Origin of the sequence: Bacillus sp. ISL-57, from assembly GCF_018613135.1 — a bacterium.
Classification (GTDB): Bacteria; Bacillota; Bacilli; order Bacillales; family DSM-1321; genus Peribacillus; species Peribacillus frigoritolerans.
In genome coordinates this window covers 16,249-29,259 of sequence record NZ_JAGGQV010000011.1, presented here as the reverse complement: position 1 = coordinate 29,259, position 13,011 = coordinate 16,249, and the positions used below count along the sequence as shown (strand labels likewise).

The 13,011-nt window shown below is 37.8% G+C and carries 10 protein-coding genes and 1 pseudogene; all 11 read right to left on the bottom strand.

What is annotated here, in order from left to right; genetic code table 11:
- Positions 1 to 14: 14 nt before the first annotated feature.
- On the bottom strand, positions 15 to 974 hold the full coding sequence (locus J7I90_RS16365) for a CobW family GTP-binding protein (RefSeq protein WP_214772900.1): 960 nt from the start codon (positions 972 to 974) through the stop codon (positions 15 to 17).
- A gap of 77 nt (positions 975 to 1,051) precedes the next feature.
- Positions 1,052 to 2,302, bottom strand: a complete 1,251-nt coding sequence (gene ystJ / locus J7I90_RS16360; RefSeq protein WP_214772899.1) for an NADP-dependent malic enzyme — start codon at positions 2,300 to 2,302, stop codon at positions 1,052 to 1,054.
- Positions 2,296 to 3,528, bottom strand: coding sequence for a benzoate/H(+) symporter BenE family transporter (locus tag J7I90_RS16355; protein WP_214772898.1), 1,233 nt, complete (start codon positions 3,526 to 3,528; stop codon positions 2,296 to 2,298). The genes ystJ and J7I90_RS16355 overlap by 7 nt, the downstream gene beginning before the upstream one ends.
- 30 nt (positions 3,529 to 3,558) lie before the next feature.
- The gene (locus tag J7I90_RS16350) at positions 3,559 to 4,041 is read right to left on the bottom strand and encodes an aromatic-ring-hydroxylating dioxygenase subunit beta (RefSeq protein WP_214772897.1); all 483 of its coding nucleotides are present in this window, start codon (positions 4,039 to 4,041) and stop codon (positions 3,559 to 3,561) included.
- Between the two features lie 98 nt (positions 4,042 to 4,139).
- On the bottom strand, positions 4,140 to 5,300 hold the full coding sequence (locus tag J7I90_RS16345) for an aromatic ring-hydroxylating oxygenase subunit alpha (protein WP_214772896.1): 1,161 nt from the start codon (positions 5,298 to 5,300) through the stop codon (positions 4,140 to 4,142).
- A gap of 60 nt (positions 5,301 to 5,360) precedes the next feature.
- Positions 5,361 to 5,612, bottom strand: a complete 252-nt coding sequence (locus J7I90_RS16340; RefSeq protein WP_214772895.1) for a hypothetical protein — start codon at positions 5,610 to 5,612, stop codon at positions 5,361 to 5,363.
- A 165-nt stretch (positions 5,613 to 5,777) separates the two neighbouring features.
- Positions 5,778 to 6,371 (bottom strand): nucleotidyltransferase family protein, encoded by a 594-nt coding sequence (locus J7I90_RS16335; RefSeq protein WP_311381013.1) that lies wholly within the window; start codon positions 6,369 to 6,371, stop codon positions 5,778 to 5,780.
- Positions 6,372 to 6,391: 20 nt separating this feature from the next.
- Positions 6,392 to 7,501, bottom strand: coding sequence for an XdhC family protein (locus J7I90_RS16330; protein WP_214772894.1), 1,110 nt, complete (start codon positions 7,499 to 7,501; stop codon positions 6,392 to 6,394).
- Positions 7,502 to 7,759: 258 nt separating this feature from the next.
- The gene (locus J7I90_RS16325; RefSeq protein WP_214772893.1) at positions 7,760 to 8,929 is read right to left on the bottom strand and encodes a sulfite reductase subunit alpha; all 1,170 of its coding nucleotides are present in this window, start codon (positions 8,927 to 8,929) and stop codon (positions 7,760 to 7,762) included.
- Between the two features lie 129 nt (positions 8,930 to 9,058).
- Positions 9,059 to 9,232, bottom strand: a complete 174-nt coding sequence (locus J7I90_RS16320; RefSeq protein WP_214772892.1) for an aspartyl-phosphate phosphatase Spo0E family protein — start codon at positions 9,230 to 9,232, stop codon at positions 9,059 to 9,061.
- A gap of 132 nt (positions 9,233 to 9,364) precedes the next feature.
- A pseudogene (pyc, locus tag J7I90_RS16315) lies at positions 9,365 to 12,774 on the bottom strand (pyruvate carboxylase).
- Positions 12,775 to 13,011: the final 237 nt, after the last annotated feature.

Here is a 13,011-nt window from a genome sequence, read left to right as displayed (position 1 = left end):
CCGTCCCCCCATTGCTAGGTCCTACACCAGTTCGTTTGAGAGCCGACCATCTGCAGCCACTCCCTTTTTAATGTAATAGTATCCAGGTCAATCCCTATTAAAATGAAAAAATACTGTTCTGCATATTCAGGGCTCCATTCTACCCTTTTAACACCTGAATATTGCACCAAATAAGGAGTAGTCTTCCCATCTTCGAAAATCTGAACAAACCCTTTGGCACGAATGATCTGACTGGCATGTTTGGTAAGAAAATGTTCGATATCTGATTTTGAGAGTGGCCGATCGTTTGGCAAAACCAACGTACTCATACTGGAGTAGCTGGTTTTCTGCCTCATTTCCTTATCAGTACTTAGCTGTTTTATATGTTTAGCAGACGATATTCGCGTTAAAAACTGTTCAAAATTGATGTTCCCAAACTCCGCAATTTCTATATGTGCTGAATTATTCTTGTTTCTTATATTCTTTTTTACTTCTTCTAAACACTGCTGAACTAAGTCCATTTTGTTGACAACGATATGATTGGCACATGCTAGTTGATGAAGCAACATTTCTTGGAAATCATGAGATTTTTCATTAAGAAAGAACTCAGCATCTACAATTGTAATAATGCTTCTTAATTCTACTTTGGCGATCATTTCCTTTTCGTTTAACGTATTTGCGACCTCTTCTGGATTGGCCACTCCTGTTAACTCGATAAAAATGATATCGGGCTTGTTTTGTAATAGTGTATCAATACTATGGGCAATTTCGCTTTTTTTGCTGCAGCAAATGCACCCACCCAGCAATGATTCTATTTTTCTATTATTAAATTTTTTTGAAACGAGCAGCCCGTCAATATCCACCTTTCCCCGCTCATTAATTAATACGGCATAGTTCAACCCCATACTTTGGGATTTAGATAACATTTTTAATAGTAATGTAGTTTTTCCACTTCCCAAAAAGCCGCTTAATATCACAACAGGAGTCCTATTCATCCTTTTTCCTCCCGTTTTTCAAATATATCTAACCATTAATTTAGTTAGTACTAACTAAATTAATGGTTTAACTAAAATTACACCTTTTCTAACTTCTTGCTGATTAAAGATTGCTCCCAGGTCTTTTTACGAACATATTCCGAATCCACCCTCTTCGTTGCCGCACCTGTTTGCATTGCGGCTTCAGCGACCGCAGCTGCTACTGCCGGCGCAACATGTTCATTAAATGGACTCGGTATTACATAGTCCTCATCTAGCTCATCTTCGGAAATGAGAGATGCAATTGCATAGACTGCAGCAATCTTCATTTCTTCATTAATAGTGGTTGCCCTCACTTCTAATGCACCACGAAAAATCCCTGGAAAGGCTAATACATTATTTACCTGATTAGGATAGTCTGAGCGTCCCGTACCTATAATTCTAGCTCCCGCAACCTTTGCTTCCACGGGGGAGATCTCAGGATCAGGGTTTGCCATAGCAAAAATAATTGGATCAGAATTCATACTTTCAATCATTTCTTTTGTGAGCACACCTGCTTTAGAAACCCCAATAAATACATCCGTATCCATAATGACATCTTTTAATTGTCCCTTTTTATTAACGAGATTGGTGTAGCAGGCCATTTCATTTTTCAAATCATTCATTCCGTTAGGACGGTCTTTAAAAATAGCTCCTTGGGAATCACACATAATGATATCTTTTACACCAAATGAAATTAATAATTTTACGATAGCAATCCCGGCGGCCCCGGCACCATTAACAACAACTTTTATGTCAGCCATTGATTTCTTGACTATTTTTAAAGCATTAATCAGTCCGGCAGCAGTTACAATCGCTGTTCCATGCTGATCATCATGAAACACAGGAATATCCAATTCTTTTTTTAATCGATCTTCAATAGTAAAACAATCAGGTGCCGCAATATCTTCCAGATTTATACCGCCGAATGAAGGGGCAAGGAATTTAATGGTTTCAACTATCTGTTCAATATCGGTTGTATTAAGGCAAATTGGAAATCCGTCAATTCCTGCAAAGCTTTTAAATAAAATACATTTTCCTTCCATCACTGGCAGTGCAGCTTTTGGCCCGATATTACCTAGTCCTAAAACAGCTGTTCCATTAGTGATGACTGCTACCATATTCCCTTTCATTGTATAATCATAGACTTTATTTTCATCTGAATAAATTTCCATACAAGGTTCAGCGACTCCCGGTGAATATGCAAGACTAAGTTCTTCGGAATTACTTACTTGAACTTTAATCTCCGTTCCCAACTTCCCTTGATTTACTCTGTGTAGCTCTAAAGATTTTTCACGAAAATTTAACAATGAGTATCCCCCTCTTCCTTATTTTCAATGAATTTGGAAATTAAAGAACCTATTACTAAAGCTAAAACTGGCGCACTTATATGAAAAATAGAAATGTTTGATAAGGCTATGACGAAAGCAAATGTTGAACTTAAACGGTATTTATTCCGTGAAAAACCCATTTGTAAACTTGATCCAAGTACTCCAATGAGGGCAAATCCCGCCAACATGGATACAAACGATACAGGTAAAGCTTTAATAAAGGGAACAATCTTCCAGGCAAATATACCAAATAAAAGAATCATTACACCTGAGACAATCGATGCCATATACCTTTTCTCTTTGGGACCTGTCTCCCCATCCGCACAAATGGCAGACATCATTCCTGCAATATTAGCGCTTTGGCCTCCAAAGAAAGCTGTTGCCATTGAAAAGATCCCGCTTGCCGCTACTATTTTTTTAATCGGCGGTTTAAAGTTTGTACTTTCAAGTGCACCGATACCTGGGGCCGCATCATTGCTTAATATAAGTAGTGCCAGTGGTATTGAAATTGTAAAGATTTCAATTATGGAGAACTTAGGTTTAAAAATTTCAGGAAACACATACTCAGCTCTCATTGTTGAAATTTCAATGTTTTGGGTAAAGAGTATTATAAGCAGAGCTGTACAAACCGCCCCAAGAACAGCCGGTAAACGTTTTACCCATTTTATAAAAATGAAGTAACATAGTATCGCTGGTAAACCAACAATCATTAGATCATGAACAGATGTAATTAGACGAACGACATAGGTTGTGACCAATCCACCTAACATTGCGGCAATGATTTCATTAGGAAACCATTTCATAATCTTTGTATAGAGGCCAGAAATTCCAACGATAAAAATGATCAATCCTGAAATCAGATAGGACCCTATTAATTCTGAAAATGAATAATATGGGGTGACTGTAACAAGAAAAGCAACACCAGATAATGAATGGGCACCAGTAATTGGTATTTTATATATTAATGGGAAGATGATACTGAATAATCCTCCAAAAAAATACACAGCAAACATCCAAGAAATGGTTTGTGTATGCGTAAAATGCCCAGCATTTGCACCTGCCAAGATAATGGCGGGCGGTCCTGTCATAGCCAGCATGGCGGATATAAGCCCAGACGAGACATTATTTGTTGTCAAATCTTGCAAGGGCTTTCGTTTGTTTCTATGAATTTTAGCTTCCTTAACAAGATAGGTTTCCGTTTCCATAAATTGAGAACCCCTAAATGTAAAATGACCTTATAAAATAAAACTTAGGTTTCCAAGCGGTTCATTATTGTTTAATAATTCAATCTTCTTCAAGTGAATTTTTAAATTGTTTCCTTCCAAACACAAGTGGTGTTCATTTCTACCTGAAAAGATTGTTTGTACTCCCCTTCTTAATTCAACCAGCAGGAAATTAGACGATACAACCACTTTGTCCTTCAACTCTTCCACAATTTCAACATTTGTAATAAGATGCCGTGTTTTGGATTGCGGTTGCTGGCCATACGCCAATCCCGTTTGAAGCCTCCATACTCGTTCTTCCAGCCGTTTGCGATCATCGTAAATTATCGAAACATGAGTCTCCGGATCAATGTCGTTTTCGTTACATGGAACCCAATACACACAATTATTAGTGAATAATTCCAGCCATTCATCTAGCCGATTTTCATTGATATATCTTGCTTCTTTGAATAAAATTGCCTCGATTTGTTTCAACTCATTTTTTGTTTGGATCAAATTTTTCCCTTCCTTTCTTTATAAGCATTATTCCTGGAACAGACTTTGAGCCGATTCACAATAAGTACCTATAAGATTTCTTCATTACGTTTATGTGTTTACGCTTCCATAAAGCGTTTCCACTCTTTATAAATTGCCCTTGTTGAAACTTCATCGCTAGAATTAGCCGTGATAACCCCCTTTTCATCAACTTGCTCCCGATTCATTCCTCGACTGATCACTAACCATTCATTTCCTTCAGCTTTTAGCCCTTCCTTTACTCGTTCAAACGCTACTTCAACATCATCTGGGCTTCCGAAACCCGCTGGCCCGTAAAAACCTTCGTGCGTTCTTAATCGCTGTGCGTTTACCTCTTTTAATGCTCCCTTCAGCATAATTGGATAAAGCATTACTTCTGTTCTTTCTACCGAGACAGGTTGAACCACCCGTACTTGGGACCCTAATATACTAAGATTAGGGAAGATAATTAAATTAAACGGAAGAGCACCAATATTTAAATCTCCTGCCAATTCGTATAAGGAATGACCATTCCCAAGATCAGATACCTTTTCTTCCTTATGCATTTTGGCAAACTTCGTCTTTTCCCCAGTTCGTTTCGCAATGATATCAAAAAATGTCTTGTGCACAAAACTTAAGTGATAAGGATCAATTGTATTTTCCACTTGGAACTTCCAATTAGCATTAAGGTAATACTTGTGTTTACCTGCGGTTAATTCGATTCCTTTAGGGCCGGAGTCGACAACATAATCAATATACGGCATAGCATTCCCTAAATGTTCCGTCAAAGGTTTGACATCCTTGTTTAAGCTGGCAAAAATAAAACCTCGGTAACTTTCTACTCTAGTAACTTTATTAAGCCCCATTTCCTCGCGATTAAATTCCTCTCCATACCCATCCTGGAAAGGAGCCCCAAGAAGTTTCCCATCGTTAGCATATGTCCAGCCATGATAAGCGCAGCGTAATACATGAGCATTGCCGCATTCATCTTGGCAAACCGATGCCCCCCGGTGCCTACAACGATTTAGCACAACATTGATTTGGCTGCCGTCAGCGCTGCGGGTCACAATAACCGGCTGAGAGCCAATTTTTGTTGTTTTGTAATCTCCCGGGTTGGCAATTTCACTTTCATGACCTACATACACCCATGTACTGCTAAAAATTTTGTCAATTTCCATCTTAAAAATAGCTGGATCCGTATAAATCTTGCCATGAACAGCACCTTCTTTAACATAATCAGAAATATTTAATGTATTAATCATTACTCCTTCACCTGCTTTTCATTATTTTTATTTTTAATATAGAGATAGAAGTCTCCAAATTTATAATTTATAATTTAAAACCGGCTCAACTGCGGATGAACCTATCCCTTTCCAGCGGCTAATAGAAGGATCTAGTATGGGGTGAAGATCCTTATGTTCACACCAGGCCAGACTTTCTAGTTCTAGCGGGTCAAGATAAATGACCCTTTTTGTTCTTATATCCATAACTTTAAGTCTAACACCATTGGAAGAGTAATCTATTTGAACCGAAACCTGTGCAAATTCATTTTTAAGAACTAATTCTTTACACATGTTTTACCTCCCTCACAAAAGATAGTTAGCACACACTAACGAATTATTTAAAAAAATATTCGCGTCTTATTGAAGAGTGTTAGTACTAACTAACTCTATAATACTATTTCCATTATATTAATAGTATTATAGAGTAAAGTTACTTGTCAACACTATTCTGAATACTTATTTAATTCTATTTTCATCCATTTCCCCCTCGATTAAAACCTTGTAATCTTCGGGTGTATCTATATCAGTTATGATCTTTCTATTCAACTCAGAATAATACACATGCTCCTTAAATTTGGTGATGACTGATTTTCCACCCTCATCCCCGTCAATATTTAATAAAGGAGGAAACATATTTCTTTTGAATAGGACGGGATGCCCCTTACCGTTTTGATATTCAGCTTGAATAATAGAGCAATTCGGCTGATGATGATAGTCTCTTATAATCTGATTGATTTCGTGAGATGTCATTAATGGCTGGTCCCCCAATAAAAAAATAGCCGCCTGCACAGAATCTGGCAATGATTGCAATCCAAGTTTAACCGAAGTGGACATCCCCTCGTTTGAAAAGTCATTCAATACGACTTTATTAACTCCATCAATTTGTGACTCTTCGACCAGTTTTTTTATCTGTGGATTCACGACGACAATAATTCCATCCAATTTTGATTTCAAACATTCATCAAGGGTATGTCTAATTAATGCTTTTCCTTTATAGGGCAATAGCAATTTCGGTTCACCCATTCGTTTCGAAAAACCAGCAGCTAAAATAATAGCCCATACGTGACTATTTATATTTCTAATAATTGCTCTTCCTCCTTGCTAGAGAAATTAATCATCCCTTTTGTGAGTTTATTTCCTGTCCCTCCCCTAAACACCATTAAAATTTCAGCTAAAATGCTTAACCCAATTTCTTCAGGTGTTACTGATCCAATATCCAAACCTATTGGACTATGAATTTTATGCAAATTAGGATGATTAGTTATTCCTAAGCTTTTGCCCAATTCATAAGTTCTTTTTCTAGGCCCTAGCAAACCAATATAAGCCGCCTCTGAATTGATAACTTCCTTTAACATCATCTGGTCATGTAGAAAATGATGCGACATAATTACAACATAGGTATTTTCTTTAAGCGTTATCTCAGGTATTGCTCCTGCTTTAAAATTTATTAATTCATCTGCTTCCCGGAAATTCTTTTGATTAATATATCCTGGACGATGATCCAGTACGGTGACGTGCCATTCTATCTGTTTTGCCATTTGAACTAACGGTATTGCATCCGGACCAGCACCAAATACCACAAGTCTTGGAGAAGGAGAAATCGAATCATAGAATACTTGGAATCTCTCATTACCATCTATATTTTCCAGTTTACAGTAGTTGGACTGTAAATCCTTTTTACTTACATAATCATTAATAATTTCCTTAAATGGAATGTGATTATATTCCTGAGTCTCTGGATCGATTATCCACTTGCTTCCAACCAAACTCGAATTCGCTGCTTCAACCACTATTATACTATGCAAGGTTTTATCCATTCCCTGCTTAAACCATTCTTCAAAAAGTTCCGACTCAGAGGTGGTTGGAATATATGGTTCAAGTAATATATTTATCTTGCCGTTACAGCCTAACCCCAATCCCCATATTAAATCCCCTTTATCCTGAAAGTCATAATGAATGATTTTGGGTTGTCCTTCTTCAATAATCTGTAATGCAATCTCTTTTATATCCCCTTCAACGCACCCTCCACTTACTAACCCTGTAAGTTTTCCATCTTCTGCGATAAAACATTTTGCACCGTTTTTTTGATAAGTGGAACCTTGTGTAGAAATAATCGTACCAAGAACCCCTCTTAAACCGAGATTCTTACACCGTAATATTTCCTTATATATCGTTTGCATATTATCCGCCCCTTAACAAGTACCAGTGAGTATCATATTATTTGAATCCCCTCTAATATTAAGCGTTTACATTTCGTGGGGTGTAATGAAATTTTAGTATAGTAATTTTTGTTCCTACTCTTTATTATTAATCCGAATTTTAGATCCGTCAATATATTTTGATTATTTAATTAATTCTATTAATCTGAGCCTTACAGGCCCAATACTTTCAACACCGTAAAAAGGGGGACTGGAAATAATCCTTATTTCCAGAAAACTTTAATATACGTCACGTTGGTAACGGCCTTGTTTTTGCATATCGGTCAAATACGCTTCAGCTTCTTCACGGGTTATTGCGCCTTCTTTTTCAATAACATCAATCATCGCGTTACGGACGTCTTTCGCCATATGTTCCTTGTCACCGCAGATGTAGAAATGCGCGCCATTTGACAACCATTCGAATAATTCTTTGCTGTTTTCAAGAATTTTATGCTGTACATATACTTTTTGAGCTGTATCACGAGAGAAAGCAGTGTCTATTTTTGTAAGCACACCATCCTCTTGAAATTTTTCCAATTCATCTTGATAAAGGAAATCACATGTTACATGCTGATCACCGAAAAACAGCCAAGATCTGCCTGTGGCCTTTTGAACTGCCCACTCCTCGATAAAGGAACGGAATGGTGCAATGCCTGTCCCTGGCCCGACCATAATAATGTCCTTATCTAATTCTGGCAAATGGAAGTGTTTATTTGGCTGAACAAAAACTGGAAGTGTATCCCCTTCATTAACACGCTCAGCAACTTGTATAGAACAAGTACCTTTTCGTTCACGTCCGTGAGACGTATATCTTACAGCTCCAATCGTTAGATGAACTTGTGCAGGATGAGAGGCTAAACTGCTTGCAATGGAATAGAGACGTGGTGGCATTTTTCTTAAAAGACCCGCAATTTCTTGTGCAGATGCATTCCATGGACCAAAATCACGCAGCATATCAAGTAAGTCACGTCCATTAATATATTCCTTAAGCTTGTCTACATTTTCAACCAAAACTAGATTTCTCAACTCTTCATTTTCTGTTAAACCTGATGCTTGTTGTAAAATCTTTTTCGTTAATAGGGTAATTTCAAAACATGATGTTAACGCTTCCCTTAATGAAAGAGTTTCCTCTTGTTTATTAATTGTTACAGGTGTTTCGCCATCCCATTTCATTTCCTCAATAAGAGATGCTACTAGTTCTGGGTCATTTGAAGGAACAATACCAAGAGCATCACCTGGGTTATACGAAAGACCTGATCCTTCTAATGATAACTCAATATGCCTTGTTTCTTTAGCAGATCCAACTCCGTTTAGGTTAACATTTTTAAGAACCTTCGCTTGGAACGGATTTGTCCTTGAAAATACTGCCGGCATCTTTTTATCATCAGATTTTACTATATTAACTGACATAATATTCACCTCAAAAAGGTTTTCTATAAAGCTAGAATAACACTGTATAATACAATCAGATATATTTTTATTACAATTAATATAAAAATACAAAAAGCAAAGTAACTGTACATTAGTAAATCATCAATATTACTGGGTTAGCGCTAATAAAATCTTTTGGAATTTTACAATTTCCTTGTCTAAAACCTGACTAATCATTAAAACCTCTTCACTAGCTATCCCTTTATGACTAGCGGTTTTGTACATTTGAAATTTAAGTTTTCTTATATTCTTTGACAAGTGTACCGTTTGAGATAACAACATTAACCCATCTCCTCATATTCCTTATCGATAGAATTATGCACTAGACCGTTAAATGCATTCCGAAATCTCCTCTCTCTCTCTGAATATCAATGAGGCTAAAATTATCTTTACTGATCAATTTACTTTTACCTGTTATGTTGTTAGTTCAATAAGTAACTCTCCTGATTGAATAGCCTCTCCATTTAATACATAAATATCTTTTACCAATCCATCGAATGGTGCTTGAATGGTTGTCTCCATTTTCATAGCCTCTGTGATCATAAGATGATCACCTTTTGATACGGTTTGTCCTTTTTCAACAAGGAGCTTCAGAACGGTGCCTGGCATAGATGCCCCGATATGGCTTTGATTACCGGGATCTGCTCTCAATCTTGCTTGAACAGTCGTTTTAATATTCTCGTCTTTAATAAGAACTTCACGCATCTGACCATTTAATTCAAAATAAAGAACACGTGTACCGTCTGCTTTCGCCTCACCAATTGAAACAAGTTTAACAAAGAGGGTTTTCCCCTTTTCAATCTCCACCTCAATTTGTTCGCCTAGACGCATTCCGTATAAAAACGTTGGCGTGTCAAGAACGGAAATATCTCCATATTTATTGACTGTTTGATGGTAGTCCATGTACACCTTCGGATATAAGGCATAGGCAATAACATCGTGGCTTGTCACAGGACGTTTTAATGAACTATACAACATCTCTTTAATTTCTTGAAAGTTCACTGGCTCCAAAATTTCTCCGGAGCGAACATTTACTGGTTCTTTCCCTTTTAAAATAATGCGCTGAAGCTTTTTTGGAAATCCGTCATGAGGCTGGCCAAGATAGCCTTCAAACAATTCAACAACTGAGTCTGGAAAATCAAGTGTCTCACCTCGTTCAAAAATATCTTCTTCGGACAAATGATTTTGAACCATATAAAGGGCCATATCTCCAACAACCTTTGAAGATGGCGTTACTTTGATGATATCGCCAAACAACTGATTCACACGGGAATACATTACCTTTACCTGATCCCAGCTATCTTCCAAGCCCACTGCTTTCGCTTGCTGCTGCAGGTTACTATATTGGCCTCCCGGCATTTCGTGAACATATACTTCGGTGTGAGGGGCTTTCATGCCACTCTCAAAATCAGCATAATATTTTCGGATATCTTCCCAATAATGAGAAATTTGTTCCGATCCCTGGATGTCCATTTGCGGTTTACGATTATGCCCTTCTAATGCATAATAGAGCGAATTTGCACTTGGCTGTGATGTTAGTCCAGCCATGGAGCTTGCTGCGACGTCAACAATTTCAACACCTGCTTCGATTGCCTTTGCGTACATGAAAAGTCCATTGCCACTTGTATCATGAGTGTGTAAATGAATGGGAATTTCAACAGTTTCTTTTAATGCGGAAATCAGATCATAGGCCGCCTGTGGCTTTAACAGACCAGCCATATCCTTAATGCCTAATATATGGGCACCGGATTGTTCCAGCTCTTTTGCCAGATTTTTATAGTAAGTTAAATCGTATTTTCTTCTTGAAGGATCCAAAATATCTCCCGTATAGCACATGGCCGCTTCGGCAATTTTTCCATTCTTTCTCACAGAATCAATCGCCAGTTCCATCCCTTTTACCCAGTTAAGGCTATCGAAAATTCGGAAGACATCAATTCCTGCCTGTGCAGACTTTTCGACAAATTCCTCGATGACATTATCCGGATAATTCTTATAGCCAACTGCATTGGATGCACGAAGAAGCATTTGGAACAGAATATTTGGCATGCCTTGTAGCAGCTTCAATAACCGGTCCCACGGATCCTCTTTTAAAAATCGGTAGGATACATCGAAGGTTGCACCGCCCCACATCTCAACAGAAAATAAATGTTGCATTAATCGGGCAGTCGGTTCTGCAATTTTCATCAAGTCGCTTGTACGCACACGAGTGGCCAACAAGGATTGATGGGCATCACGGAAGGTTGTATCGGTTAACAATACTTCCTTTTGTTCTTTAATCCAATTTACGACTCCTTCAGGGCCTTTTTCATCTAGAATTTGTTTCGTTCCGTCTGGAATCGGTTCATAATCATGAACCTTAGGTAATCTTGTTTTTTCAAAAAGGGGCTTTTTCTTTTTAGCCACTCCTGGAAATCCATTCACTGTGACGTTTCCAATATAGCTAAGCATTTTTGTCCCGCGGTCCTTTGGTTGCGGGAAAACAAACAGCTCAGGTGTTTTTTGATAAATTTAGGGTGTTTTACCACTTTTTCAAGGAACGGAATATTGGTCCGGATTCCACGGATCCGGAATTCCCTTAAGTTTCGCACCATTTTCGCCGCAGTTTGATCAAAGGTTAAAGCCCAAGTTGTTACTTTTACTAAAAGGGAATCATAATAGGGGGTGATAACTGCCCCATTAAATCCGTTCCCTGCATCCATACGTACTCCGAACCCTCCTCCAGAACGATAGGCCATAATTCTTCCAGTATCCGGCATAAAGTTATTCAAGGGATCCTCTGTTGTAACCCTAGATTGAATCGCATAACCGTGTACCTGAATATCTTCTTGTTTTAGGATTCTCATTTCTTGGCTATGAAGAGAATAGCCGTCTGCAATTAAAATTTGGGATTGAACAATATCAATGCCTGTAATCATTTCTGTTATTGTATGTTCAACCTGCACCCGCGGGTTTACTTCAATAAAATAGAATTCAACATCTGTAACAAGGAACTCTACTGTTCCTGCATTTAAATAGGAAACGTTTTTCATTAAATAAGCAGCTGCTTCGCAAATAGCATGGCGCAAGTCTTCAGGTAAGGAAACGCTGGGTGCTACTTCCACCACTTTTTGGTGGCGCCTTTGAACGGAACAATCACGTTCAAATAGGTGGACAATGTTTCCATCCCTGTCACCTAATATTTGTACCTCAATATGTTTTGGATTTTGCACAAATTTTTCAATATATACTTTATCATTTCCAAATGCTGATTTTGCCCGGTTATATGAATCCTCTAAACTATCTTCGCTTTGTACAACCCGCATTCCCCGGCCGCCTCCGCCAAGAGCCGCCTTAATGATGACTGGATATCCATATTTTTGCCCGAATGCTTTTGCTTCCTCCAGGCTTTTAATCGGTCCATCACTTCCAGGAATAACGGGAATATCAGCTTGGGTTGCTTGGTGACGTGCTTTCACTTTATCGCCGAACATCTCCAAATGCTTTAATTTCGGTCCAATGAAAATAATTCCTTCATCTTCACAACGCTTTGCGAATTCTACATTTTCTGATAAAAACCCATAGCCCGGGTGGATAGCGTCAACTTCATGGGCCTTTGCAATTTTGATAATTCCTTCAATATCCAGATAAGCTTCAATTGGCTTTTTACCTTCCCCTACTAAATAGGATTCATCTGCTTTATACCGGTGGAAAGAGCCGATATCCTCTTTTGAGTAAATGGCAACGGTCCGAATGTCTAACTCGGTACACGCGCGAAAAATGCGAATAGCAATCTCCCCTCGGTTTGCTACTAAAACTTTGTTAATTTTTTTAGTTACACTTGCCATGGTTCAGTTCCTCCTCTCAAAATAATAGATTATTAGGGCTGTCATTTTGGTTTACAACAAGATTTCAAATGCATTTCGAAAGGTGTGTTAGTTATTATTAACCAACATTTTAGGTATATTGATTAAAGTATAAATAGCTAATAATTATATGTTAGTCATTATAATAAAACACTGAAGTTACTATCTGATTGTTTATTTCTTTAGTGTTTCAATAAGAATTTTACTCTTTTACATAGA

Coding starts and splice junctions, on each gene's coding strand:
- J7I90_RS16345 (WP_214772896.1), bottom strand. CDS start 5,300: ATGATTAATACATTAAATATTTCTGATTATGTTAAAGAAGGTGCTGTT.
- J7I90_RS16365 (WP_214772900.1), bottom strand. CDS start 974: ATGAATAGGACTCCTGTTGTGATATTAAGCGGCTTTTTGGGAAGTGGA.
- J7I90_RS16355 (WP_214772898.1), bottom strand. CDS start 3,528: ATGGAAACGGAAACCTATCTTGTTAAGGAAGCTAAAATTCATAGAAAC.
- J7I90_RS16320 (WP_214772892.1), bottom strand. CDS start 9,232: ATGTTGTTATCTCAAACGGTACACTTGTCAAAGAATATAAGAAAACTT.
- J7I90_RS16340 (WP_214772895.1), bottom strand. CDS start 5,612: ATGTGTAAAGAATTAGTTCTTAAAAATGAATTTGCACAGGTTTCGGTT.
- J7I90_RS16330 (WP_214772894.1), bottom strand. CDS start 7,501: ATGCAAACGATATATAAGGAAATATTACGGTGTAAGAATCTCGGTTTA.
- J7I90_RS16325 (WP_214772893.1), bottom strand. CDS start 8,929: ATGTCAGTTAATATAGTAAAATCTGATGATAAAAAGATGCCGGCAGTA.